Origin of the sequence: Pseudoalteromonas maris (assembly GCF_049257235.1) — a bacterium.
Classification (GTDB): Bacteria; Pseudomonadota; Gammaproteobacteria; order Enterobacterales; family Alteromonadaceae; genus Pseudoalteromonas.
The window spans coordinates 129725-154876 of sequence record NZ_JBMMUF010000008.1 but is presented as its reverse complement, the minus strand read 5'-3'; the positions used below and the strand labels follow the sequence as shown (position 1 = coordinate 154876).

The 25152-nt window shown below is 45.1% G+C and carries 21 protein-coding genes; 11 read left to right on the top strand and 10 right to left on the bottom strand.

Translation table 11 applies throughout. The features are described from left to right. The first annotated feature begins 238 nt into the window (after window positions 1-238). From AAEU32_RS12325 to AAEU32_RS12315, 3 genes are all read left to right on the top strand, one after another. Window positions 239-1195: an SPFH domain-containing protein gene (locus AAEU32_RS12325; RefSeq protein ID WP_421970826.1), complete on the top strand. Its 957-nt coding sequence runs from the start codon at window positions 239-241 to the stop codon at window positions 1193-1195. A gap of 15 nt (window positions 1196-1210) precedes the next feature. Next, complete coding sequence (locus AAEU32_RS12320) at window positions 1211-1663, top strand: NfeD family protein (protein ID WP_421970825.1); 453 nt, start codon at window positions 1211-1213, stop codon at window positions 1661-1663. Between the two features lie 177 nt (window positions 1664-1840). Continuing rightward, window positions 1841-3913 carry a TonB-dependent receptor family protein gene (locus AAEU32_RS12315; protein ID WP_421970843.1) on the top strand — a complete coding sequence of 691 codons (2073 nt, stop codon included), beginning with the start codon at window positions 1841-1843 and terminating at the stop codon, window positions 3911-3913. Between the two features lie 59 nt (window positions 3914-3972). On the opposite strand, the gene nhaD is transcribed toward AAEU32_RS12315, so the two are convergent. Next, window positions 3973-5400 carry a sodium:proton antiporter NhaD gene (gene nhaD / locus AAEU32_RS12310; protein WP_421970824.1) on the bottom strand — a complete coding sequence of 476 codons (1428 nt, stop codon included), beginning with the start codon at window positions 5398-5400 and terminating at the stop codon, window positions 3973-3975. Between the two features lie 478 nt (window positions 5401-5878). Between nhaD and AAEU32_RS12305 the strand changes: the two genes are divergently transcribed. Further along, window positions 5879-7858 carry a S9 family peptidase gene (locus AAEU32_RS12305; RefSeq protein WP_421970842.1) on the top strand — a complete coding sequence of 660 codons (1980 nt, stop codon included), beginning with the start codon at window positions 5879-5881 and terminating at the stop codon, window positions 7856-7858. A 38-nt stretch (window positions 7859-7896) separates the two neighbouring features. On the opposite strand, the gene AAEU32_RS12300 is transcribed toward AAEU32_RS12305, so the two are convergent. Together AAEU32_RS12300 and arfB are read right to left on the bottom strand one after the other, a co-directional pair. Further along, window positions 7897-8391: a type II secretion system protein gene (locus AAEU32_RS12300; protein WP_421970823.1), complete on the bottom strand. Its 495-nt coding sequence runs from the start codon at window positions 8389-8391 to the stop codon at window positions 7897-7899. A 78-nt stretch (window positions 8392-8469) separates the two neighbouring features. Next, entirely contained in the window at window positions 8470-8883 is a 414-nt protein-coding gene (gene arfB / locus AAEU32_RS12295; RefSeq protein ID WP_421970822.1) for an alternative ribosome rescue aminoacyl-tRNA hydrolase ArfB, read from the bottom strand. Window positions 8884-9167: 284 nt separating this feature from the next. On the opposite strand from arfB, the gene AAEU32_RS12290 reads away from it, so the two are divergent. The 3 genes from AAEU32_RS12290 to AAEU32_RS12280 all read left to right on the top strand — a co-directional run bounded on the left by AAEU32_RS12290 (window position 9168) and on the right by AAEU32_RS12280 (window position 12079). After that, window positions 9168-10094 carry an NAD-dependent epimerase/dehydratase family protein gene (locus AAEU32_RS12290; RefSeq protein ID WP_421970821.1) on the top strand — a complete coding sequence of 309 codons (927 nt, stop codon included), beginning with the start codon at window positions 9168-9170 and terminating at the stop codon, window positions 10092-10094. 101 nt (window positions 10095-10195) lie between these two features. Further along, a complete protein-coding gene (locus AAEU32_RS12285) occupies window positions 10196-11101 on the top strand; it encodes a dienelactone hydrolase family protein (protein WP_421970820.1) in 906 nt (301 codons plus the stop codon). A 117-nt stretch (window positions 11102-11218) separates the two neighbouring features. After that, window positions 11219-12079, top strand: a complete 861-nt coding sequence (locus tag AAEU32_RS12280; RefSeq protein WP_421970819.1) for a carboxylate/amino acid/amine transporter — start codon at window positions 11219-11221, stop codon at window positions 12077-12079. A gap of 386 nt (window positions 12080-12465) precedes the next feature. Here the strand turns inward: AAEU32_RS12280 and AAEU32_RS12275 are convergent, their stop codons facing one another. Beyond that, on the bottom strand, window positions 12466-13044 hold the full coding sequence (locus tag AAEU32_RS12275) for a uracil-DNA glycosylase family protein (RefSeq protein ID WP_421970818.1): 579 nt from the start codon (window positions 13042-13044) through the stop codon (window positions 12466-12468). Window positions 13045-13431: 387 nt separating this feature from the next. Beyond that, window positions 13432-13944 carry a lipocalin family protein gene (locus tag AAEU32_RS12270; protein WP_421970817.1) on the bottom strand — a complete coding sequence of 171 codons (513 nt, stop codon included), beginning with the start codon at window positions 13942-13944 and terminating at the stop codon, window positions 13432-13434. 176 nt (window positions 13945-14120) lie between these two features. Here AAEU32_RS12270 and AAEU32_RS12265 point away from each other — a divergent pair, with 176 nt between their 5' ends. Then, complete coding sequence (locus tag AAEU32_RS12265; RefSeq protein ID WP_421970816.1) at window positions 14121-14645, top strand: DUF6942 family protein; 525 nt, start codon at window positions 14121-14123, stop codon at window positions 14643-14645. Between the two features lie 218 nt (window positions 14646-14863). Continuing rightward, entirely contained in the window at window positions 14864-15250 is a 387-nt protein-coding gene (locus AAEU32_RS12260; protein ID WP_421970815.1) for a response regulator, read from the top strand. Here the strand turns inward: AAEU32_RS12260 and AAEU32_RS12255 are convergent. The 4 genes from AAEU32_RS12255 to AAEU32_RS12240 all read right to left on the bottom strand — a co-directional run bounded on the left by AAEU32_RS12255 (window position 15237) and on the right by AAEU32_RS12240 (window position 21096). Next, window positions 15237-15902 (bottom strand): class I SAM-dependent methyltransferase, encoded by a 666-nt coding sequence (locus AAEU32_RS12255; protein ID WP_421970814.1) that lies wholly within the window; start codon window positions 15900-15902, stop codon window positions 15237-15239. The genes AAEU32_RS12260 and AAEU32_RS12255 overlap by 14 nt on opposite strands. 14 nt (window positions 15903-15916) lie before the next feature. Continuing rightward, entirely contained in the window at window positions 15917-19579 is a 3663-nt protein-coding gene (locus AAEU32_RS12250) for an AAA family ATPase (RefSeq protein ID WP_421970813.1), read from the bottom strand. Next, the gene (gene sbcD, locus AAEU32_RS12245) at window positions 19569-20786 is read right to left on the bottom strand and encodes an exonuclease subunit SbcD (RefSeq protein WP_421970812.1); all 1218 of its coding nucleotides are present in this window, start codon (window positions 20784-20786) and stop codon (window positions 19569-19571) included. Before sbcD ends, AAEU32_RS12250 begins: the two co-directional genes overlap by 11 nt. Before the next feature lie 70 nt (window positions 20787-20856). Continuing rightward, window positions 20857-21096, bottom strand: a complete 240-nt coding sequence (locus tag AAEU32_RS12240; protein WP_421970811.1) for a hypothetical protein — start codon at window positions 21094-21096, stop codon at window positions 20857-20859. 343 nt (window positions 21097-21439) lie between these two features. On the opposite strand from AAEU32_RS12240, the gene AAEU32_RS12235 reads away from it, so the two are divergent. Both AAEU32_RS12235 and AAEU32_RS12230 read left to right on the top strand, forming a co-directional pair. Further along, a complete protein-coding gene (locus AAEU32_RS12235) occupies window positions 21440-22036 on the top strand; it encodes an HAD family hydrolase (RefSeq protein WP_421970810.1) in 597 nt (198 codons plus the stop codon). Window positions 22037-22160: 124 nt separating this feature from the next. After that, window positions 22161-22886: a YebC/PmpR family DNA-binding transcriptional regulator gene (locus AAEU32_RS12230; protein ID WP_421970809.1), complete on the top strand. Its 726-nt coding sequence runs from the start codon at window positions 22161-22163 to the stop codon at window positions 22884-22886. A gap of 67 nt (window positions 22887-22953) precedes the next feature. Here the strand turns inward: AAEU32_RS12230 and AAEU32_RS12225 are convergent, their stop codons facing one another. Next, a complete protein-coding gene (locus AAEU32_RS12225; protein WP_421970808.1) occupies window positions 22954-25131 on the bottom strand; it encodes a malate synthase G in 2178 nt (725 codons plus the stop codon). Window positions 25132-25152: the final 21 nt, after the last annotated feature.

The window sequence follows — 25152 nt, the reverse complement described above, 5'->3', positions numbered from 1 at the left end:
AGCGGCCTTTTTTATTGCTGATGCGCTAACTAATTTGCCTTTACACAGGAGTTATAGCGACCTACTTAAATCGCGGTTATTTATGCAGGTTAGGTATCATACTCACATATCTATGCGCATTGGCATTGCACTTTTTAGTAGCCCTAAGTGAGTACCAATGCTAGTCTAAAAACCGGTGCTAAATTAAACACTTCTATCAACAAAATAGGTACCAACGGTCTTTTCTAAGGAGAGTATTATGGACCCAATTTCGCAAATCCTTGATATGTTATTCACTGTCGAGGCTTTCTTACTGATCTTTGTCATTGTGATGCTAAAAAGCAGCGTTAAGTTCGTGCCACAAAATCGTGCATGGCTTATCGAGCGCTTTGGTAAATATCAATCAACCAAAGAAGCAGGTTTGAACTTTATTGTGCCATTTATCGATCGCATTGCCGCGGATCGAAGCTTAAAAGAGCAGGCGCAAGACGTACCATCACAATCTGCGATTACCAAAGACAACATTTCACTGATTGTTGATGGTGTACTTTATTTCCGTGTTCTTGACCCCTACAAAGCAACCTACGGCGTAGATGACTATGTGTTCGCTGTGACTCAATTGGCGCAAACGACCATGCGTTCAGAGTTGGGTAAAATGGAGCTGGATAAAACCTTTGAAGAGCGTGATATGCTCAACACCAATATTGTTGCGGCGATAAACCAAGCGTCTGAGCCGTGGGGTATCCAGGTTCTGCGTTATGAAATCAAAGACATTGTGCCACCTAACTCTGTTATGGAAGCAATGGAAGCGCAGATGAAAGCAGAGCGTGTAAAACGAGCGCAAATTCTAGAATCTGAAGGTGATCGCCAATCTGCAATCAACGTTGCAGAAGGTAAAAAGCAAGCACAAGTACTTGCTGCTGAAGCTGAAAAAGCTGAGCAAATCTTACGTGCAGAGGGTGAAGCGCAAGCCATCATCGCGGTTGCTGAAGCACAAGCCGACGCACTTCTAAAAGTCGGTGAAGCAGCAGAAACTGAAAAAGGTCAAAAAGCCATTCAGCTAGACTTGGCAACGAAAGCAATCGCAGCTAAAGAGGCCATTGCTCGTGAATCTTCAGTGGTGTTACTACCTGACAGTGGTACAGATGCAAGCTCTTTAGTTGCTCAAGGCATGTCAATCATCAACTCCTTGAACAATAAACAAAAAAGTAGCTAAACCTAGGAGTTGATTATGGAGTTTATAACCAATAACCTCGCTGAAACCTTGATGATCTTAGGCGTTGTTGCGCTGATCATCGAAGTGGCGGTGCTCGGTATGTCTACTTTTATCCTGTTGTTTTTAGGTTTGTCTTTACTGGCAACCGGTATGCTGATGAACTTCTCTTTACTACACAGCACCGTCACCACGGCGTTATGGAGTAACACCCTCGTCACAGCTATTTTGTCTGTGGTGCTGTGGAAGCCGCTTAAGCGTATGCAGGAACAAAGAGACAGTGGCGAAGTTAACTCCGATTTCGCCGAGTTAAGCTTTGTTTTGAGCAATGATGTGGACGAGCAAGGTTTGACGACTCACGCTTATTCTGGCATTGAGTGGAAACTAAAAAGTAAGCACCCACTTACTGCCGGAACCAAAGTAAAAGTGGTCAAAAAAGATGTCGGCGTAATGTGGGTAGAAGCACAATAGCCCCAAAACCATTGAGTAGGAGCACACAGAGCTAATGAAGACTGTGTGCTTTTTTATTGTTTAAATATTGCCCCCTCCTTGAGAGATTAAATTCAATTGGGATAATCCATCGCATAGGTTTGCGGCGTATAAGTAAGCCCATTACCATTAACAAAAAATTTTGAATTCGACATGTCTATGCGCTTTAGTAAGTTCTTTATCGTTTTTTCTCTGTCTTCACTGTTTCAGCCTATCGCCTTCGCGCAAGATGGCACACAAAGTATCGAACGCATCACCACCACAGCCTCACGCTTTGCCATTGATGACGACATCAAAGCATTAGCGATTAGTAGCGTGAGTCAAAATACTCTTGAGCAAATTGGTGCCACACACATCGAAAAGGCATTACAAACCATCGCCGGCGCAAACATCCAACATGGTAATGGTCAAGAGTACCTCCCCGCTTTGCGCTCTCCTGTTTTTACCGGCTCGGGTGCATGTGGTGCCATTCTTACGCTCGAAGATGGCATTCCATTGCGCGCTTCGGGCTTTTGTAACGTGAATGAGCTCTTTGAAGCGCACATGGAAATGGCAGAGCGCATTGAAGTGCTAAAAGGACCTGGATCTGTGCTTTATGGTGCAAACGCCGTGCACGGTGTGATAAATGTGATCACCGACAACCCGACCTATGGCGGGCGTTTTGCGGCATTAGATGTTGGCTCCTACGGTTACACACGGGGTAAATTGCAATTAGGTCAGGATTTAGGCCAGCAAGGGTTTGGCGTCAATATTAGCCTAACTCGTGACGGCGGCTACCGCGATGATGAGGGAGTCGACCAAGAAAAAGTAAACCTTCAGCATCGTTACGAGACTAGTACTATCACCGTGCGAAGCGGTATCACTTATACCAACCTAAACCAAGAAACAGCTGGCTATATTGAGGGGTTTGAAAGCTACAAAGACCGAGACTTGGCCAAGCAAAATGCCAACCCAAAAGCGTTTCGTGATAATCGTGCGCTACGCGCATGGTCAAACGTGCTGTGGCAATACGATGAAGCCACTGACATTGCTATTACGCCTTATGTACGCGACCAAAAAATGACATTTTTAAAGCATTTCTTACCCGGACAACCACTCGAGAAAAATGCGCAACGCAGTGTTGGCGTAAATACGCTGCTACAACATACATTGACAACCAACTGGCGCGTGCAACTTGGTTTGGATGCAGAATTTACCCAAGGTGATATGTGGCAATACCAAGGTAATCCCACATCTGGCTCAGCATTTTTGCAAGCGACGATTCCACAAGGTAAGCACTATGATTACCGAGTTGATGCCAGTCAGTTTGCGCCATTTGCAGCGCTGCAATATCGCAGTACACGGTGGCAACTAGATTTTGGCGCACGCTATGAACATTTAGAATATGATTATCAAAATCATATGCTTGCTGGGCGCACCAAAGAAGATGGCAGCACCTGTGCCATGGGTGGTTGTAGATACTCCCGTCCAGCCAGCGGCCAAACAACATTCAGTGAGCTTTCACCAAAGTTAGCAATAAGCTATCAAGTAAATGGCGACCTCATTGCCTACACCAACATCGCAAAGGGCTACCGGGCGCCACAAACTTCGGAGTTATACCAGCTGCAACGAGCGCAGCAAATAGCCGATTTAGACAGTGAAACACTCAACAGCATCGAGATGGGTGTAAAGGGGGCTTACAACGACATACAGTTTACATTGGCCGGTTATGTGATGAATAAAGACAATGTCATCTACCGCGACAGTGACTTTTTCAATGTCAGTCAGGGGCAAAGTAAGCACCGAGGACTCGAGTTAGAATTGAGCTACACCCTAACGGATGACTGGCGTCTAGAAACAGCAATCAGCAATGCTTTGCATACCTATGAGCATGAGCAAATATCGGGTGAGCAAAATATTAAAGGCAATATCATGGATACCGCTCCTCGATGGGTGGCAAATAGCCGCATCAATTGGCAAGCCTCAGATGCGTTGATGATATCGTTACAGTGGCACCACATGGATAACTATTTTACTGACGCAGAAAATCAGCACAGTTACGAGGGCCACGACGTATTTGCTTTGCGAGCAAACTGGCAACTGAGTGAGCAATGGCAAGCCACTATGCGTATCGAGAATCTATTTGATGAGCGCTATGCAGAGCGCGCTGATTACACCACCTTCAGTGGCGATAGATACTTCCCAGGTAAACCCAGAACAGCATTAGTCACCTTGCGCTATCAGTGGCAATAACCGGGTGCATCATGAAGGCGCATATTCGTTAAGCGTGAGTGAATACGCGCCTTATATGACTAAAATACCGCTTTATTGATCCACAAGTGCACGGCAATGCTGGCAACGTAACCCAGAGCAATCACAGGTGTCCACTTTAGGTGCGATGCAAATGAATAATAGCCTCGCGCTTGGCCCATCAGTGCCACGCCTGCGGCAGAGCCAATAGACAATAAACTACCACCAGTGCCCGCAGTGAGCGTGATCAACAACCACTGACCATGGGACATGTCAGGCTCCATCGACAGCACTGCAAACATCACCGGAATGTTATCAATAACCGCCGACACCACACCGAGAATACTGTTTGCTAAGGTCGCACTCATGTTGCCGTATAACGACTCTGAAAGCAGGCTGAGATACCCCATAAAACCAAGCCCGCCAACGCACAGCACAATGCCATAGAAGAATAATAAGGTATCCCATTCGGCTCGTGATACTTTGCTGAACACATCAAATGGCACCACGCTACCAAGTTGCGATAGCCGCTTTTGATCTCCTTGACGCTCAGCCATGGCACGTTTACGCGCCAAAGAGCCTGGCAAGGTCATACGTAGGTAATAGCCAAAGAATTGCAAATAACCCAAGCCCATCATCATGCCAAGCACAGGCGGCAGGTGCAGTACGATATGGCATGCAACGGCTGTAGCAACGGTTAACAAAAATAACGCTGTAATGCGCAGCGCACCGCGTTTTAATTCAACGTCGTTGTCGACACTTGTCGGAGTGCGGTTTTCAATAAAGAAGCTCATCACAATGGCAGGCACTAGGTAGTTAACAAGCGATGGTATAAACAAGCGCAAGAACTCGGTAAAGGTCACCTGCCCCGCTTGCCACACCATAAGCGTAGTAATATCACCAAACGGACTAAAAGCACCGCCCGCATTCGCTGCAACCACAATGCTCACGCAACACAACGCCACAAATTTTTTGTCGTGCTCAGCAACTTTCATTACCACAGCGCACATTAACAGTGCTGTGGTTAAGTTATCCGCCACAGGAGAGATAAAAAATGCTAACGCGCCTGTGATCCAAAACAATTGCTTATAGGTGAAGCCTTTTTTAAGCAACCATGCGCGCAGGGCATCAAACAACCGCCGCTCTTCCATGGCATTGATATAGGTCATTGCTACGAGTAAAAAGAGCATGAGCTCAGCAAATTCAAGTAGGTTATGGCGAAACGCTGACTCCACCACAGCAGCATGCTCAGTGGGGTAGACACTGGCGATGATAATCCATATCAAGCCTGCAGCAACCAGTACAGGCTTAGACTTGCGCATATGCAGCTTTTCTTCAGCCATGACCAAGATGTAGGCAATAGTGAAAATAATGAGCGCCGCGTAACCGGCAGTGGTGGAAGTGAGGTTCAAATTCGCCGTGCTTTCCTGTGCCGCCACAGCAGAAAACGAGCACAGCAAGGTGATAAGTGTAATTATTATTTGCTTCATAGCTGCAGTGGGCTCGGTGCAGGCCCTTTTCTCCTAAAAATAAATTGAGTGATGTTTGGTTTATTTACGGTATCGGCGCAAAACCACAAATTAACGCCGCCAATTTAAGCTAACACAAAGTCTTAGCTAAAAGATGTAAGCAAAAGGTGTCGCTGTAATTTATTATGAGCAAGTAGCAATCCCCCACAATCGTTGTTAATCAAGTTTAGCAATGAAACCGAATATGCTTGTGCGTTAACGGCCCCTTATCACTATAAAAATTAGCACCCCAATTGAGTTAGCTGCATTTATAAAATCTATTCACTTTATTCTTCTCGCCAATAAGAGCTACCCCATACACTCAGCGCAACAAGTTGCAATCGTGTAACAGTCAATCTACAACTAATGTTCTGTTTAGTGCGAAGGATTGAATATGAAATTTACACATGTTGTGCGCCACGTTGCGTGCGCTCTATCTCTCACCTCAGGGAGCCTATCGATGGCAGCAGAGCTCACCCCCCTGCAGCTTGAAGATGTGTTCGACTTAGAATATGCCAACCAAATCGATATTGCTGATGATGGTGAACAAGTCTTTTTTGTCCGCAACCGCATGGATATTAAAACTGACACCAAGTTCAGCAATATTTGGCAAGTAAGCACTGACGATAAAACACTGATGCCAGTGACGAGCGGGTTGCACCAAGACTTCGCTCCAGTATTGTCGCCCAGCGGTGACCGTCTTGCTTTTATTTCAACCAGAGATGGCAGCGCGCAGCTGTACGTGAAATGGCTAAAAACGGGGGCACTGAGCAAAATAAGCAATCTCACCCAAAGCCCTTCTAAACCGACATGGGCACCCGATGGTAAATCCCTCGTCTTTAGTATGTTTGTGCCTGCGCCAGCGAAAAACCCAGTAAACTTGCCCGGCAAACCACAAGGTGCGAAATGGGCAGACCCAGCTGTGTTCATTGACGATGTGTACTATCGTGCTGACGGCGCAGGTTATACCAAAGCGGGCTTTAGCCACCTATTTAGCATCTCTGCCCAAGGGGGAAATGCTAATCAGTTAACCCATGGAGATTTCAATCATGGTGGCACACTGAGCTTTAGTGGTGATGGTAAAACACTTTATTTCTCAGCTAATCGCCATGATGATGCCAAATTAAAACCGATTAATTCAGAAATCTATACGCTGGATCTCGACTCCAAAGAAATTACCGCGCTTACTGACAGGAACGGTCCCGACAACCAGCCCCAGGTGTCGCCCAACGGGCGCTACCTTGCCTACACGGGCTACGACGATAAACGCACTAACTACGAAAACACGCGCCTATACATTCGTGACTTAAAGTCAAGGGACACAAAAAGTATCACTGATGACCTAGACCGCTCGGTTGAAAGCATCCAATGGGACAGCACAAGCAAAGGGGTTTATTTCAGTTACGACAGTGAAGGACAAACCACCCTCGCCTACCAGCCTTTGAAAGGGAAACGCAAATTCATTACCGAAAAAATAGGTAGCACGGCGTTTGGGCGCCCGTATTCAGGGGGTGATTTTGATATCAGCGAAGATGGCGAGATAGCATTCACTCTTGCAGACACTCAACGGCCTGCTGATATTGCTATCACCAAACGCTCCGAAATACGTCGTTTAACACAGCTAAACGACGATGCGCTTGGCCATAAAAATCTAGGTAAAGTTGAAGAGCTGTGGGTGAAATCCCAACATGATGGCCTCGATATTCAGGGGTGGATTGTCTACCCGCCGGGGTTTGATGCTAGCAAGAAGTATCCGCTTATCCTTGAGATCCACGGTGGTCCTGTTGCCAACTATGGCCCTCATTTCAGTGCTGAAGCACAGCTCTTTGCGGCAAAAGGCAATGTAGTTTTATATATGAATCCAAGAGGGAGTGATTCATACGGTAAAGAGTTTGCGCAAACGATTCATCATAACTACCCAAGTAATGATTTCGATGACTTGATGACAGGTGTAGATGCGCTGCTAGCTAAAGGCTTCATTGATAAAGATAAGTTATTTGTGACCGGTGGTTCAGGCGGTGGAGTGTTAACCTCATGGATTGTTGGGCACACAGATAGATTTGCCGCAGCGGTTGTTGCAAAACCCGTTATCAACTGGTTCAGCTTCGTGCTAACTGCTGATTTCTATCCATTTTTTACCGACTATTGGTTCCCTGGCAAACCTTGGGATCACACTGAGCATTACATGAAACGATCTCCTATTAGCTATGTGGGTAATGTTACAACGCCAACCATGTTATTAACCGGAGAAGCGGATTACCGCACCCCAATATCAGAAACCGAACAATATTACCAAGCTCTGAAGTTACAAGGTGTAGATACCGCCATGGTACGTATTCCTGATGCGTCACACGGCATCACCAAGCGCCCATCTAATTTGATGGCCAAAGTCGCTTATATTCTTTGGTGGTTTGAAAAGTACGGAGATAAAGAGCAGTAATTTGGTGGCTCAATGGGAGCAGTGAAGCGCTGCTCCCTTTAACAATCGTCAACAACGAGATTTGTTGTAATTGGCGCGCTAAGCGCAGATGCATCTGGGTAAAAGACTTCTATCATGCAACGTTGATTCGCTGTAGGGAGCGTATCTACATAATAAATTAGGTAGTAAGCCGTGCTAAATGTTGGCCCGGATGATTTACTAATTGCCAAAGAATCATCAAGTTCAAGCAAATTACGCACAGAGCCAACAAACTTGATATGCCCATAATAACCAATGACATCATTGCTACCATCATCATCGGTATCAATATTGAACACGCCAGAATCGACTCCAGTTTGATTTTGTATTAACGCCTTTGCATACACCAACGTATCAAGCGTTTTAAACGCTGCTTCAGCGCTTTGCAAAGCGGCAATACGGGCATCGGTTTTTAAATTTAGCGCTTTGGGTGCCACGGTCACCGCGAGCACTCCCAATAATACAATCACAACGATGAGCTCAATAAGGGTAAAACCGGAACTGGATTTGCGCACGCTATTAGGCCAAGTATCAATACGTTGGATTTATTATAGATACAAAATGAGGTAATAAAAAGATCGTATAAGTCATGCCTACATCTTAGGCATTTTTCTAAGCTCTTTTGTACGCCCTCGCTGTACCTTTTTATCCACGCGTTTACGTTGAGAGCTGCGAGTAGGTTTAGTCGCCCGGCGCGCCTTTTCCACCTTAGTTGCAGCTAAAATAAGCTCTTTCAAACGCGCTAGCGCTTCTTCTTTATTGAGCTCTTGCGTGCGATGGCTTTGTGCTTTGATCACAATCACGCCATCTTTGGTAATGCGGGTATCACGATAGGCGAGCAAGCGCTCTTTATAGAAATCTGGCAACTTCGAGCGATGAATATCAAAACGCAAATGTATGGCTGTCGCCACTTTATTAACGTTTTGACCACCACTCCCTTGTGAGCGAATAGCTGAAAGCTCCACTTCCCACTCATCAATGGTGACATTATTTGATATCTGTAGCATGCCGTGAATGTTATAACTGCAAAGAAGGCATAAGTGTAACATCGCGACTTAATCGGAAAAAGCGCACTTCTTTTTTGTGAACTGCAAAGGGGGTTTACAGAATTTGTAGATGTCCTTATAACGCATATTGGCGATACACTTACGCGCTAATAAAAACAGAAACTAACGCAAACAATAATTAGGGCGTGTTTTAATTTGCAAACCTACCCTGATATTGTGCGGTGGCTTGAGGATATTGCCTCCCAGCCTCGGTTCCAAGCAATGAACTACTAGGAGTCAATAAGATGCAAACTATTTTGGGCGCAAATGGGCAAATAGGTACTGAATTAGCGCAGGTTTTACGCCAAGAATATACGCAGAGTATTCGCCTAGTGAGTCGCAATCCCAACAAGGTTCATCCCAGTGATGAAATCGTCAGTGCTGATCTGCTCGATTATGCGCAAACTGAGCGCGCCATTGCGGGCTCTCATATTGTTTACCTATGTGCAGGAATGCCGATAGATTCGGCGCTTTGGTTAAAGCAATGGCCCATCATGATGGCTAATGTCATCAAAGCGTGCGCGCACCATAAAGCAAAACTTGTGTACTTTGATAATACCTACATGTACCAACAAAGTGCGCAATTGCAGAGCGAGTCATCACCTTTTGAGCCCCATGGCAGCAAAGGCCATGCGCGCGCTCAAGCAGCACAGATGTTATTAACCGCGATGGACAACCATCAAATCGAAGCCATGATCTGTCGTGCGCCTGAGTTTTACGGCCCGAGCAAAACCCAAAGCATCACCAACGCAACGGTATTAGACAAACTAAAATCAGGCAAAAAGGCACTCGTTTTTATGCGCGACGATACCCTGCGCACTTTGATTTATACACCTGATGCAAGTAGAGCAATGGCGCTACTGGGTAATACTCCTGATGCTTATAATCAAACGTGGCACCTCCCCTGTGACGACAATCGCCTTACCTACGCAGAAATAATTACTCTTGCACAAAGTATATTGAATCGTCCTTGTGGCTACACTGTTTTAAAGCCTTGGCAACACACCCTAATTGGCCTATTTAACAAGCAAGTACGTGAAACCAAAGAGCTGTTAGGGCGATACACTGCAGATAACCTCTTTGATTCGACAAAATTCAAAACACGCTTTCCTGATTTTGAAATCACACGCTATGAAGCAGGGCTACGTCACACCTTATTGGATGTGGACTAAATACAATTTTAGCGCGTATCAATCTGCTCGATAGGGGCACAACTAAGTGTGCTTCTTGGTCTACACTTAACCGCTAAACCAATAACTTACAGGACATGGATATGAGCTACCAAGGCAATGACCACATCCCCAAAGAAGCCTTTGATTGGTACGACGAATATGCGCATGGCTTAATGGACAGGCGCACCTTTATGAAGAAGTTAGGTACCCTAGTCGCAGCAGGTTACTCCATGGCGCTACTCACCAGCGCACTGCTGCCAAACTATGCACTCGCCGAGCAAGTGTCCTTTAACGACCCAGACATAAAGGCCAACTATACAACCTTTGAATCCCCTAAAGGCCACGGTACTGGTCAGGGCTACTTAGTCATCCCACAAAGCAACAACGCCAGCGACAAAGCCTCCTGGCCTGTTGTACTCGTAGTGCATGAAAATAGAGGCCTGAATCCCTATATCAAAGATGTGGCACGGCGTTTAGCCAAAGCAGGGTTCATCGCTTTCGCACCTGATGCGCTGTATCCGCTGGGCGGTTATCCGGGCAATGACGATGATGGCAGAGCAATGCAGCGCTCTATGGATAGAGAGAAAATTCAGAACGACTTCGTCGCCGCCGCCCGTTTCTTAAAAGCACATCCCTTAAGCAATGGCAAATTGGGTGCGGTGGGCTTTTGTTTCGGTGGCTACATTGTCAATTATCTTGCCGCTGTAGAGAGTGATTTGCTAAGCGCAGGCGTGCCTTTTTATGGCACCCCAGCGAGCGAAGCACTGCGCAAGAATATTAAAGCGCCCTTACTCATCCAGCTTGGAGAACTTGATGAGCGCGTAAACAACACGTGGCCCGATTATGAAAAAGACTTGAAGGCGCAAGGAGTTCCTTACCAAATGCATATGTATAAAGGCGCCAAGCATGGCTTTCATAATGACTCCACAGCCCGCTATGACAAAGAGAATGCAGAGCTGGCGTGGCAGCACACCCTCGCGTTTTTTAATACGCATTTACTCCTTTAAACAACGCTATTGAGAAACATGGGGCTAGACGCCCCTTTTTATTTCCGAACTACTCGGTTGTTTATAGGCGCTATTGCGCGCCATAATAACGTTTTGTGTCATCAAGTTAGTGTCATCATGAGTTATCTATTAGCAACCACCTTACTGTGGGCTTTTTCTTTTAGCCTTATCGGCGTTTATTTAGCAGGACAGGTAGACCCTTGGTTTTCTGCGCTTACTCGCATTGCACTGGCAACGTGTGTGTTTTTACCCTTTTTACGTTTACAGCAATTAAACACTCATTTGGCGCTAAAACTAATGGGCATCGGCGGCATTCAACTCGGTTTGATGTATGGTTTTTACTACCACTCATTTTTATTTCTAACTGTGCCCGAGGTGCTGCTCTTCACAGTCATGACCCCGCTTTATGTCACCTTGCTAAATGACGCGTTAGATAAGCACTTAAATCTTGGTTTCTTAGCTGCGGCATTGCTTGCGATTATTGGCGCCGTGGCGATCCGTTATGATGGCATCAATCAGGGCTTTGTTATCGGCTTTGCCATCGTTCAAGCTGCTAACCTGTGTTTTGCCAGTGGTCAGGTCTTGTATAAGCGACTGATGCGCGACCATGCCCATGTGTCACAACACCAAGTCTTCGGCTGCTTCTTTATTGGCGCTTTGCTGGTTGCGTTATTGAGTTATGCCCTATTTGGCAATAGCGAGCAACTTCCACACACACCAACCCAATGGGGGGTTCTGATTTATCTGGGTTTAATCGCTTCAGGAGTGGGTTATTTTGCATGGAATAAAGGGGCTACTCAGGTAAACGTAGGCACCCTGGCGGTCATGAATAACTTGCTTATTCCCGCAGGGATTCTGGTTAACGTCCTGATATGGAATCGTGATGCCGATATCGTCCGCTTGAGTATAGGTGGCGCAATTATCATGCTTGCTTTGATTATTAATGAAAAATACTTCAACAAGCCCAATAAGGCTTAATGTTGGCAAGGGGGTTTACACCCCCCGTGTTTTTTCTACAGCATACTTTTTAGAACATCATCCTTACGAATGAAGTGATGGTACAACGCAGCACACGCAAATCAGCAACAACAAAGCACTAAGATAATGGGTCATTTTGAGTATCCATATTTCGTTTGATATTAAAGATGAGATCAGAAAATACGTGTCATTAGACCTACTTGGGTAGTATTTTATTTCAGCTTATTCTAGGGTCTGTTGACCTTTTCTGTGTGTTTTTGCAGCTGTCATTGGGGCCTCTTGGCAAGGGAGAGCCTGCGTCGCATAGTCGTTCTATGTAAGTCAGGCGAAAACGCAGAAAAAACACCCCAATGGCGCTGCCCAATGGGGTCAACCAAAGACTTACTTCAAAGGTCAACAGACCATAATAATTGTCTGACACGCGCCTGCAGTTGCGGGATAACATCTAGCTCAAACCAAGGATTGCGCTTAAACCAACGATTATTACGGGGGCTTGGGTGTGGCAAAATAAGTTGTTCAGGCCAGCTTGAACGCCAATCTTCAACGGCCTCAGTGACTGTTTTATAGCCCCTTTTGCTGTGATAATTCATAGCGTATTGACCCAAAACCAGCGTTAGTTTTCGATCTTTTAACTGGGTTATAATATCAGCGCGCCACGTTTGCGCGCACAGTGGCATAGGAGGCAGATCACCACTTTTGCCTGTACCAGGGTAGCAAAATCCCATCGGCAAAATAGCAAAATACTTGCTGTTATAAAATTGCTCACTCGTCACCCCTAACCATTGTCGCAATCTATCCCCGCTGGGATCGCAAAAGGGCCGCCCATGTTTATGAGCTCTTATTCCCGGGGCCTGCCCGGCAATCAATATGGGAGCTTCAGGGTTGAACTGCACAATCGGCTTGGGGTCCATGGGCAAAGTGTCACGGCAAAGCTGGCAGTCTTTAATGTCATCAATCAAGGCCATGCGCCCTCCCCTACGTGTATAAGCATCCCATTCTCGCCCTTTACACGTGCATTAATGTTTGCTGTAGATCATCATTTTACTAACTCTACTGCCTTGATGACTCATCAATACGCAGATCAGCATTTTACTAACTTAGCCCAGAGCGTCTTCACTTTTGAGGTAGGTATTTTGTTTAAAACTAACAGCAAGTGTCAACACGACCTAGTGTCGTCATGTAGCAAGCTTGGTGAACATCAAACGATGCGATTTATTCGCATGTGAATACTGAATCTAAAGGTTAAGTGAATGACTATTTTGTGAAAGTACAGATCAGTTTTTTACTAACTCATGACTGACAGGTTAGTAAAAAACTGATCTGTAAACCCCCTTTACAACTTTTTTAGTAGTTTATTGCTCCACTATAATCAGCTTATCTGAAGCAAAGCCCCGTTGTGATAACTCTTGTTTGAAGTCATCAATAAGTGCCTGTTCTACCTCAGGCGTTCGAGCTAACAACCATGCATAGTCAGTGTTGTAGCCGCTAATATAAGCGTACTGATATCCTTGTTGGTCGAGTTTGAAAATAACATAAGACGAGTAAAACGGGCCAAAAAACGACACTTGCAAATGCCCTACATTATCACTACCGACAAACTTAGCTTTTCCCTCAGCGCTGGACCACTGCCCCTGTTGTGCATCAAAACCCTTGTTTAATACCTTAACCGTCCCGTCTTCATTGATGCTGTAGGTGGCTGTTACTTTTGACAGGCCCTCCTCAAATGAGTGCGGCATGCGCGCAATTTCATACCAAGTGCCCGTATATTTTTGCAGGTCGAAAGGGGTCACCGGAGCGACTTGCTCAGGCATGGAGGTGCAGGCGCTCAGCATCAAGGTTAGTAAAATAATGATCTTATTACGCATCGAAGGTCCTCTTCTTAAAGTAATTTATTGATATGAAGTAGATTATTTTGTCATCCATCGTTACGATTACGAGCGAGTCGACGTCGTATGTACGCTCATAAAACTAGATTGGTTTAACGCGTTAGTAAACTTCGGCACGTGTAACAGATCAAATTTTTACTAAGAGTATTTAAATTATGCACCACAGCATTGGGTTTGGTGATGAGAAAGCTACTATTAGAGTCTATGTTAAAAACCGACCAAGGCTAATTCAATACCAACAACTCGATACGGTTTTGCCATTGAATAAACACTTGATTGAACAGATTAATAGCGAAGCTGGCAACGGCTGGCGCAAAGTATTTAATGTGTATGCTAAGTGGCTTTTTACGCTACAACCTAAATCGCTTTCATTGAACTGTGTGCAATCATGGCAGCAATTGCGCGATGAATGTCTTCTCAGTGCAAAATCGAAAACAGCTTTGCTATTTAGCGACCCAGATCTCAGCACAGCGGCATTGCATGTGATAGCCGGTCGTCAACATGCTAAAGAACTGAGTGGTGACTCTTCACTTGGTATAAATCTGATCTGGCTCAATGATGAATTTGCTATAGATAAAGAAAATAACGTTATTGTTTGTCCTTATTTTGACTACAGACAACTAAGTAATGTAAAAATAGAGACGTTATGCCAGCTCATTGATCATAATTTAAATGCGTAGCGTAATGAAAATTGATTTATAGACCTCGGCAAAAACACGTGATTAGGTAGAGCGCTGGATCAATGATGTGCTGAATTCATTAAAATTGTTCTTATGTAATTATTGTACTTAGAAAAAGTTTAACGACGTGAGCACGATAGTTTTCAAGTGAATTGGTATTAAGCACAGTGTTAAAACTGAGCTACACTAGAAAGATTGCAACGAATTTAAGGGATTATGTGAGAGTACTAGTTGTTGACGATATGCCTCTAATGCGCCATGTATTGACCAATATGCTACGTAAATTAGATTTTAAACACGTGGATGAGGCAACCAATGGTGAGCAGGCTCTAAAGATGCTCAAGAAGAAAAGGTATAACCTCGTTCTGACCGATCTGCACATGCCTAAAATCAGTGGCAAAGACCTGTTCCTAAGTATCCGAGCCAATGAAAAATGGAATGATATCGCAGTTATCGTTGTCAGTTGTGAGGATCAAAAAGAAGTGGTGACAGATCTCATTAAAGCAAAAGTCGATGGCTTCATTGTGAAACCATTCAACTTTGCGACCTTACAAAAACAGCTGGATTTAGTTTTTAAAGAAGACCAAAAGGCTACTCACAGCTGATTGCATACCCTGCAAAACTCAATGCTTTGAAGTAGCAATGAGCCACACTAAAGCCACTATCGTCTAGCAATTGCGCGAAGCGCATTCGATCGAGTGCGAAAAATGACGTAGCAAATGACTGACGAGTGCGCTCAACGCCAATGTCAGTTAGCCCGAGTTGTTGGCACACAACAAATTGCGCGTCGCGCTCGAACTGAGTTTCGGGCTTCATCAGATCAGCTATCCACAACCAAGCGTTATTGTGCAAATGTGCACGAATGTGTTTAAGCAACTGTGCTTTTCCACCATCATCAGCAATGAAATGCATGACTAACAGGCATATAGCGCCGTCAAAGGCCCCTTCTAAGCCCTCTAATGAACCAAGGTGACACTTTACCCTGCTGTGCACTCCCGCTTCGTTAAAACGCTGCTGAGCGATATCTAGCATATCGCGCGAAATATCTTGCGCCACAAACTGCATCTGTGGGTTTTCTTTGGCCAGTTCAAGCACTTCTTTACCGGTTCCGGCTCCTACAACCAACACCTTGGCATCCGCTTTGAGCTGCACCTGACATTGCGCCCGAGTAAGTTGGTGCAGTAACTCATAACCGGGTACAAGACGCTGAATACGGCTGTCATAATGTATCGCTTCATCACCTGTAAATGTCGGCATTAGACCTCCTTTATTTACTCACAGCTCACCTGTGAATAGCCTCCTGGGCGTTTGGTTACCTTAATTTGCGTGGCAACGCGTTCGGTAAGCTGAGCGATATGCGAAATAACGCCAACTTTGCGCCCTTGCGATTGCAAGTTATCCAACGCGTCCATGGCCACATCTAACGTCTGCGCATCCAACGTACCGAAGCCTTCATCAATGAACAAGGATTCTATTTTAACCTTATTGGATGACAAAGAAGCCAGTCCTAGAGCCAATGCGAGTGAAACCAAAAATGACTCGCCGCCAGATAACGTATTTACGCTGCGCTGTTCATCTGCCATGTCTTGATCGATGATGGCGATATCAAGGGTACCCGCTATTCTCGTTAACCGGTAGCGTTTCGAAAGACTTTGTAAATGCTGATTAGCATACGCCAGCAAAATGGCAAGGGTTTGGCTTTGCACCAAATTACGTAAACGCTTACCTTGCGCGTCACCGAGCGCACTGTTGAGCACGCTCCACGTCTCCAGTTGCGCCTGCAACTGCTGTAGTTGCTGCGCCTTATCGGCCAGCTGTGCAAGGTTTTGATTATGATTTTCGAGCTTAGCGGCAACCAGAGTCATCGCTTGCTGCACCTCATCAATGTCGCTTTCTACACTGGTGAGTTTGCTTTGAAGCATGGGCAAAGTGAGCTCTGGAGCATGCTGTTGGTGTTTGGTAATGCGCTCCTTGGTGTGCTCAAGTTGCGCTTCAAGGCGTATGCTTTGTTGCTGCAAACGCGCATAGTGTTCAAGCACTTCGCGCACAGCCGCTCTATCTTGAGTTAGTAAATCAATGATCTGCTCTTTAGTTGGCGCAGTGCCGTCTGTAAATGTCTGTTGATGCCATTGGCTAAAGGCGGTATTTGCTTCATCCAAGTCGGCATGTAACTGAGAACAATTTTTTACTAAGTGCGCTAATTCACTGCGCTCATTCGCTAATTGGCTATCCAAACTATGTAACTGTTCTAGCATGCTTTTGTGCGCATCGCTGGCCTTTACCAACGCTGATTCAAGTTCACCCAACAGGACCTTTGGTTGGCGTTCTTTAGCAACAAGCGTGTATCGCTCAGTTAGTAAAACAGTGATCTCTTGCTCTAGTTCCTGTTGCTGCGCGTGTAACTCCTGTAGTGATGAAGATACGGACTCTAACTTGGTAAAATTCTGATCTAATGTATCTTTACCCTGCGCTAAACGTCGCTCAAGCGTCTCTATATCCTCTTGTTGACGCTCGAATTTTTCTTTACTTTTCACCAGTTCAGGCCATATATCACACAAATGGATGACATCGTCCTTCCACCAATCGCACTGGGCAAAAGTAGATGCTAAGCGACTAACATGTGCATCACATTGTGTCTGTGCCGCGTTAATTTCATCACTGAATCGTTGGTACTCACGTTGTTGATTTTGGTGGTGCTGTTGATGCTGGGTAAGTTGGCCTGCAGCTTGTTCAAGCGTCTGTAAGCACTGTGAATACTCAGATCGTAATTTTACTAACTCAGTTTCTCGCTTTTGCTGCTGCGCTAGCTGCTCCTCAATGACCCCTATCGCGTTAGTAAAATACTGATCAGTTAATTCGTCAGGGGCAACCTGCTGCGCAAACACTGACAATAACGCTGTAAGCTCATGCTCTTGGGCAGTTAATGTAGCGAGTTGTTCGTGATTATGTGCCAAACCTTGTTGCGCCAAGCGCTTTGAGGTGTGCAGATCATTGCACTTAGTTAAATACTGATCCAAATTCGCTTTAGCAACACGCACTTGCTCTTTGAAATCAGCTAATAACGCTGCAAAAGCGCTGTCTTTGTGCTCATCGTTGGCATAAGGATGGTGCTGTGAACCGCATACTACACATGGTTCACCATCTACGAGTTGAGTACGTAAATTAGTGATCTGCTCACTCGCACGCAACTGTGTATGTTGATACGCCGCCTCTGCACTCGCCAGTGCTTGTTCAAGTACGCCCTGCTGTGGTGCAAGTTCACACAGCTCTTGCTCATAGGCATGCAGCTGCTCAGTAGCTATGTGCTGTTGCTCGATGAGCTGATTAATCTGTTGCTGCGTGTGATGGCGCTGCGCAAAACGCTCATGTCCTTGATGTAACTCACTGAGTTGCTGCTGCAAACTAGTTGGACATACTTGCGCTGCATGTTGTTGAGCAAGGTCGACCCGGGTATTTAAATCAGATGCACTGGCGCGTAATCGCTCAACCGAGCTGGCCAGTTTAGTCTCTTGTTCCTGCGCATTACTCAGCGTTTGCGAAACAGAGTGTAACTGGGCTTTTTTCTCATCAGTCCCCTTTACTAATCCCATGATTTCATGCCATAGATGGGCATAGTGAGACCAATTTTTTACTAACTCGGCAAGCCAAGGCTGAGCATGGTGTTGCTGTTTGGCTAGCGCTAATTGCGAAGCTAACTGTTGCTGCGATTTTTCAAGCTCAACGACACTGCTATTTAATGCCTGTTGCGTCTGTGTAAGTTGCTGTTCTTGATTTGCTAACTTAGCCAAGCTATCACCTAGCTGTGCTGCCTTCACATCAATAATTGTGGCCTGCTCTAACTGAGGTTTTTGCTCAGTGAGTTCAGCCTGAGCGGATTTGAGCTTTTGCTCAGCTTGATTAAGTTTTGCGCGGGTCTCTGTTAACTGATGTTCCGTGGTACTTTGACGTAATTCGTCGATACGACGTTGCTGCTGTATAAGGCGCTCTGTTAACCGTCGCTCGTTATTAACCACCTCTTCTATTTGCCAACAGTCAGCGCTGAGTTTTGCCTGTGCATAGGGCGCCGCAATTGCCTCCATGTCGGTAGCGTTTTTAGCGAGGGCGTCACGCGAAGACATTAACTCTTGTCCAAGCTGTTGCTCGCTGTGGTACCACTGCATTTGCGCTTTAATGGACTCATGTTCAACTTTGCGCTCGGCTAGCTTAGTGCGTGAATCTGCTAATTCCTCAGTAAAGCTCTGAACTTGCTCTTGTGAGAGTAGATGAACCGCATTCATTGATTGTTGAAACGTCTCTACTTCAGTGAGCTTTTGCTTATAGCCTTCATAGACGCGTTGCCCCACTAATGAGTATTTTTGTGTGCCACTGAGTCGCTCTAGTAACGCAGCACGATCGTCTCCTTGTGCTCGCAAAAATGCCGCAAATTCATTTTGCGCCAACATTACCGCGCGTGAAAACTGATCGAAATTAAGACCTATAAGGCGCTCAATCACCTTCTTTGTTTCAGACTTTGCATCACACACCAATTGCTCACTTGGGAGTTCATACAATGCATGCACAGGTGCTTGAAGTCGGCCTTTAGGGTTCTTTCGTGCCCTGGATACTTTCCACAAAGCTCGATATTGCTTATTGTCGATTGCAGTAAAGTCAACCTGAGCAAATCCGACCCCTGTGCCTCGCCTCAACAGATGCCGAGGGTCGTTCAAGCGTACATTGTCACCATTGAATTCTACTTTCTGAGTACTTTCGTTAGATAGGCGAGCGGTTTTATCATACAAAGCAAGACAAAGAGCATCTAAAAGTGTGCTTTTCCCAGCGCCGGTATCACCGGTTATCGCAAACAAGCCAGTATCACAAAGTGGAGACGCACTAAAATCGATGTCTGCGTCTACAAGGGACGCTAAATTATGGATTTGCAGGCGATTAATTTTCATTAGCACCTCCGAGCTCAACCTCCTCCACTAGGCGCTCGAATAAAGATTTTACTTCTTCAGACATGTCGTTTTTGCACAATTCAGGATGATCTTCTAAAGCAATTTCCAGCAAGCGCGTAGCATCTAGGCGCTCTAACTCTCCAAGGTCTTGCAGTTCAAAGTCAGCTGATTTTTCATCATAGTCCTTACGTACCCGCTCTACCCCACAGAATAAGAGTGACTTATTCAACAGGGCATCCTCTATCTTTGCTCTGAAATCGACGGCTAATTCACTGCTAGGCAAACGCACACGAATATAACCGACTTCGTTTTCAGCCATTTCTATCTCTCGAATGTGTGAGCACACTTCATCAAGGGATAACAGTTCACTCTGGGGCACAAGATGCAACTTTCTAAATTGGGGTATGTAAAGGGGGTTTACACTAATACTCTGATCTGTGTGTAAGTCGACTAACACCACCTGATGTTGGTACTTTCGCTCGGCGAAAGACATCGCGAAGGGTGTACCTGAGTAACGAATATGTTCGTTGTTATTAACTCTTTGCGCTTTATGTAAATGACCCAACGCCACATAACTAGCTTGCTCAGGAAATACGTCACAGCCTATTGCATCTTCGCCACCAATCACCAATGCACGTTCTGAGTCTTCACTCACAGCTGCACCGCGAGCATGCAGGTGACCCAAAGCAACAATATGCGTATTGTCTGTCACATCCACACAATCTAACATGGACTGATAGGCGTTTTTCACTGACATGCTGTAACTTTGTCTCACATCTGCGATGTCGCAGGCGCGTAGATAAGGTAAAGCGAGCACGGCGAGGTGTTGGTCGTCTTTGTGTATATCAATTACACATTGTGACGGATGTTGATGTTCAAAGTGGCCGACCACATGGGTGTTAAACTGAGCCAAAAGAGGCTTTGCCGTAGTAATGCGCTTCGAAGAATCATGATTCCCTGCAATCACGACGATAGACAGTTGTGGATTGTCGGAATTGACTGATTTTATAAACTGATAAAATTGGTTTTCAGCACGAGTAGGGGGAGTGGCTGTGTGGTAGATGTCGCCGCTGATAAGCAGCACGTCGACCTTTTGTTGTACAATTTCCTCACGCAACCAGCTTAGAAACGCGGCGTGTTCGTCATATCTCTCATGATCGTAAAAAAGCTGACCTAAGTGCCAATCAGAAGTGTGTAATAAGCGCATGAATCTATATTATTATCATTCTATGCGCTCACTATATCATGGAAGAAAAAGCGATGTCGTCGTTAAACGCTTAGTGAGTGAGTTGCCACCAGGTTACAAACAACACCGGAATAGCAATGGCAAATGCCATCAATGGTATACGTAGATTGCGTTGATACTGAGATTTTGTTTGCCGAATAGCTGTATTTTCATCGCAAGCAGCGACCTTATCAACGTAATAATAGCCATTATCTAAGTATTGTTTGCAATGCTGCTCATCGGCTGGAATAGCAACCAACTCTTCGTTCTTTTTCAGGACGTAAAAATCCATAGCGCCACCAAATTATTATTCTGCTATGTGCGAATCTAAGTGATCTTCCTTTCGCTTACTTTATAAAACGACACGAGATTTAACCGCTTTCGTTGTCCCTTTTTTATAGATCACAATTTAAAAAAGTGCGAAATTCTAAAATTAAAAGGACTCTGAATGCAACCCCTTTAGAGGGGGGTGAAATAATTTCATTGGCAACCCCCTTTACAAAACGATGCAACAACATGATTTAAATGCATATTTCTACATCCATTAGCATTTTAAAAAGCATAGAATTTAGTAAATTAATGCGCTATTGAACAGCTCACAACGTATACTTAAAAAAATATGAAAAGGGCATGTAATGATACATAGCAAACACACACAGCTGCGTGGAGCAATCTTTGATATGGACGGCACACTGTTCAGTTCAATTCTGGATTTTTCGCGAATAAGAGATGAAATTAACTGCCACCCCAGTGAGGATATTCTAGATTTTGTGGCAAACCTTGACCAAGAAGAAAAGGCTCGCGCTGAGAATATTATATTAGAACATGAATTAGCAGATGCACATCAAGCGAGCTTCTTACCTCGAGTAGAGCAGGCCATTTACCAACTTCACCGACATGACATCCCGATGGCCATAGTGACGCGTAATTGTGAACAAGCCACCCAAATCAAGATTGCCAGAAACCCTCTGCCGATTAATGTGGTTTTGACACGCGATGATGCACCACCTAAACCAGACCCCAGCGCGTTACTTCATATCGCGCAGTTATGGCAAATGAATCCATCCGATCTTATCTACGTAGGTGATTACCGATACGACATTGAGGCCGCACACAATGCAAAAATGCGTTCTTGCTTGTACGCGCCAGACGATTTACCTGAATATGCTCACAGCGCTGATTATGTAATGAAATGCTTCAGTGAGTTACCTTCTATTTTTAAGTTATGTTAAATAGAAGGTTTTTCTTTTTTAACCGACACGTATATCGCTTTTATAAAAACATGGTACTAGCCCATTTTGCCTTGAGTTGATAAAATCATCGCCAGAAATAATATTCAAACTTGAGAGATCGAAAATGGGCAGAGCGTTTGAAGTTCGTAAAAACGCCATGGCTAAAACAGCCGCGGCAAAAACAAAAGTAAACTCAAAGTACGGTAAAGAAATCTACGTCGTTGCAAAAAACGGCGGAGCTGACCCAGAAACAAACCTTTCTCTTCGTCGTTTAATTGATAAAGCTAAGAAAGACCAAGTACCAGCTCACGTTATTGATAAAGCGATTGAGAAGGCCGCGGGTGGAGCAGGGGAAGACTATTCACCAGCTCGTTATGAAGGTTATGGTCCTGGCAATTGCATGGTCATTGTCGATTGTTTAACAGACAACCCAAACCGTACGATTAAAGATGTACGTCTACCATTCACTAAGACGGACTCAAAAATTGGTAGCCCAGGCTGTGTGGCACACATGTTTGACCACCTCGCTATCCTTGGCTTTGAAGGCGATGATGACGAAGCAGTACTTGAAGCACTCATGATGGCTGATGTTGATGTTACTGATGTTGAAGTTGAAGACGGCAAGGTATCTGTATTTGCACCTCACACTGAGTATTTCAAAGCGAAAACAGCACTGTCTGAAGCATTCGAAGGGATTAATTTCGAAGTAGACGAAATCACTTTCGTACCACAAACACACATTGAAATTACGAATGAAGATGACATTGCGAACTTTGAGAAGTTCATGAACATGCTTGAAGACTGTGACGACGTTCAAAACGTGTATCACAACGCGATTGTAGATAAGTAAGCATCTGATTAATTTCAAAAAAAAGCCGGATTAATATCCGGCTTTTTGGTGTAAAGGGGCTTTACACTTATGCACAAAGCGCTTTAAAAACGCGACGATAATGATGCAGTAATGGCTCTGTGTAACCGCTTGGTTGCTCACAACCTTTGAACACCAAGTCCATCGCCGCTTTAAACGCAATACTCTTTTCAAGGGCTTGTTCATCAGTTGCCATAGGCTGGTAGTTTGGATCCCCAGCATTTTGTTCGTCTACGACCTTAGCCATACGTTGCATCGTCATGGTTACTTGCTCAGCACTGCACACACCATGGTAGAGCCAGTTAGCAATATGCTGACTAGAAATGCGCAATGTAGCTCTGTCTTCCATTAAGCCAACGTTGTTGATATCTGGTACCTTAGAACAACCAACCCCTTGTTCAACCCAGCGCACAACATAACCGAGTATCCCTTGGGCATTGTTATCAAGCTCAAGTTGAATGTCTTCTGCCGTTAACGCCTGCTGATTGTCGATAGGTGTCGTCAACAAATCAACCAATGACGTGTGGTCTGCGGGTGCAAGCGTTTGCTGCAGGTCGAATACGTTATATTGATGATAATGCAAAGCATGCAAAGTGGCGGCAGTAGGGGAGGGCACCCACGCCGTGTTGGCACCTGATTGAACGTGGGCAATTTTTTGTTCAATCATCAAGGCAAGCTTATCTGGCATCGGCCACATTCCCTTGCCGATTTGCGCTTTCCCACTCAAACCACATTCTAAACCAATGGCAACATTGCGCTTTTCGTATGCATTAATCCAAGGCTGTTCTTTTATTTTGGTTTTAGGTAACACCATGCCACTTTTCATTGCGGTGTGAATTTCATCGCCAGTTCTATCCAAAAAGCCCGTGTTAATAAATACAACACGCTGTTTTGCTTGTGCTATACAGGCCTTAAGATTCACTGAGGTACGACGCTCTTCATCCATAATCCCCATTTTTAACGTGAACGCAGGTAAATCAAATAGCGATTCGACTTCACTGAAAAGCTGATTGGTAAACGCGACTTCCTCGGGGCCGTGCATCTTAGGTTTTACAATATAGATACTACCATGGCGAGAATTGGCCAATTTAGCTTGGCCATTCACTTGGGGAAGAGCACATAAGGTGGTGAACACGGCATCCATAATACCTTCGAAGATTTCATTACCTTCACCGTCTAAAATAGCCGGATTTGTCATCAAGTGGCCTACGTTACGCACAAACATCAAGCTACGGCCATGCAAGTTAATGTGCGTACCATCTAACTTAGTAAATTGTTGATCCTCATTAAGTGTGCGCTTTAGTGTCTGTTCACCTTTTGTGAATTCACAACTGAGCTCCCCCATCATTAATCCGAACCAATTGCGATATACATGGGCTTTATCTTCACCATCAACCGCGGCGACCGAATCCTCGCAGTCCATAATGGTGGTCAATGCAGCTTCGAGAATAACGTCTTTGATTCCGGCCTTGTCGTCTCTGCCAATACGGTGATGAGGGTCAATGCAGACAATAAAACGCAAACCATTATGTTTGAAAAGTAATGCACTGGGTCGTTGCGGCTGCCCTTGAAAACCAATCAGTTGTGTCTTGTCTGCAAGTGTCACCTGCTGAGAGTCGCCAAGTGTGACAACCAACTCACCGTTATTAATGGCATATTCGGTACTTTCGATATGAGATCCACTGTGCAAAGGTAACGCACTATCTAGAAACTGACGAGCATAAGCCATCACCTTAAAACCGCGCACTGGGTTATATTGACCGCCTTGCTCAGCCCCTTCTTCCTCGCCAATAACATCGCTGCCATACAACGCATCATACAGAGAGCCCCAGCGGGCATTCGCTGCGTTAAGTGCAAAGCGTGCATTACTCACCGGCACGACCAGCTGTGGACCAGCCATGGTGGCTATCTCTGCATCAACGTGGGAAGTTTCAATTTGCACATCTTCAGGTGCGTCGACGAGATAACCTATTTCTTTAAGGAAGGCAGTATATTCATCCAGGTTATGCTCGGTATGTTGTTGATAGTAGCTATCAATCTGCTGTTGTAAGGTGTCACGCTTTGCTAAAAGCGCTTTATTGATGGGAGTCAGTCGGGTAACGATATCTGCCACACCTTGAAACAGAGTGTCTGCATTAATCCCTACATGAGGCAAAACCTCTTGCGTGATGAACTCATACAGACAAGCGTCAATAGACAAGCCGCTGTGAGAGATGCGCTGTGCCATGATCAATTCCTTTAAACGAGA

What these genes read in the sequence shown, in the direction of transcription:
- AAEU32_RS12315 (WP_421970843.1), top strand. Translation starts at nt 1,841, where the DNA reads ATGCGCTTTAGTAAGTTCTTTATCGTTTTTTCTCTGTCTTCACTGTTT.
- AAEU32_RS12225 (WP_421970808.1), bottom strand. Translation starts at nt 25,131, where the DNA reads ATGGCACAGCGCATCTCTCACAGCGGCTTGTCTATTGACGCTTGTCTG.
- AAEU32_RS12275 (WP_421970818.1), bottom strand. Translation starts at nt 13,044, where the DNA reads ATGGCCTTGATTGATGACATTAAAGACTGCCAGCTTTGCCGTGACACT.
- AAEU32_RS12250 (WP_421970813.1), bottom strand. Translation starts at nt 19,579, where the DNA reads ATGAAAATTAATCGCCTGCAAATCCATAATTTAGCGTCCCTTGTAGAC.
- AAEU32_RS12255 (WP_421970814.1), bottom strand. Translation starts at nt 15,902, where the DNA reads ATGCCGACATTTACAGGTGATGAAGCGATACATTATGACAGCCGTATT.
- nhaD (WP_421970824.1), bottom strand. Translation starts at nt 5,400, where the DNA reads ATGAAGCAAATAATAATTACACTTATCACCTTGCTGTGCTCGTTTTCT.
- AAEU32_RS12285 (WP_421970820.1), top strand. Translation starts at nt 10,196, where the DNA reads ATGAGCTACCAAGGCAATGACCACATCCCCAAAGAAGCCTTTGATTGG.
- AAEU32_RS12320 (WP_421970825.1), top strand. Translation starts at nt 1,211, where the DNA reads ATGGAGTTTATAACCAATAACCTCGCTGAAACCTTGATGATCTTAGGC.
- AAEU32_RS12305 (WP_421970842.1), top strand. Translation starts at nt 5,879, where the DNA reads ATGGCAGCAGAGCTCACCCCCCTGCAGCTTGAAGATGTGTTCGACTTA.
- AAEU32_RS12270 (WP_421970817.1), bottom strand. Translation starts at nt 13,944, where the DNA reads ATGCGTAATAAGATCATTATTTTACTAACCTTGATGCTGAGCGCCTGC.
- arfB (WP_421970822.1), bottom strand. Translation starts at nt 8,883, where the DNA reads ATGCTACAGATATCAAATAATGTCACCATTGATGAGTGGGAAGTGGAG.
- AAEU32_RS12280 (WP_421970819.1), top strand. Translation starts at nt 11,219, where the DNA reads ATGAGTTATCTATTAGCAACCACCTTACTGTGGGCTTTTTCTTTTAGC.
- AAEU32_RS12240 (WP_421970811.1), bottom strand. Translation starts at nt 21,096, where the DNA reads ATGGATTTTTACGTCCTGAAAAAGAACGAAGAGTTGGTTGCTATTCCA.
- AAEU32_RS12265 (WP_421970816.1), top strand. Translation starts at nt 14,121, where the DNA reads ATGCACCACAGCATTGGGTTTGGTGATGAGAAAGCTACTATTAGAGTC.
- AAEU32_RS12235 (WP_421970810.1), top strand. Translation starts at nt 21,440, where the DNA reads ATGATACATAGCAAACACACACAGCTGCGTGGAGCAATCTTTGATATG.
- AAEU32_RS12325 (WP_421970826.1), top strand. Translation starts at nt 239, where the DNA reads ATGGACCCAATTTCGCAAATCCTTGATATGTTATTCACTGTCGAGGCT.
- AAEU32_RS12290 (WP_421970821.1), top strand. Translation starts at nt 9,168, where the DNA reads ATGCAAACTATTTTGGGCGCAAATGGGCAAATAGGTACTGAATTAGCG.
- AAEU32_RS12230 (WP_421970809.1), top strand. Translation starts at nt 22,161, where the DNA reads ATGGGCAGAGCGTTTGAAGTTCGTAAAAACGCCATGGCTAAAACAGCC.
- sbcD (WP_421970812.1), bottom strand. Translation starts at nt 20,786, where the DNA reads ATGCGCTTATTACACACTTCTGATTGGCACTTAGGTCAGCTTTTTTAC.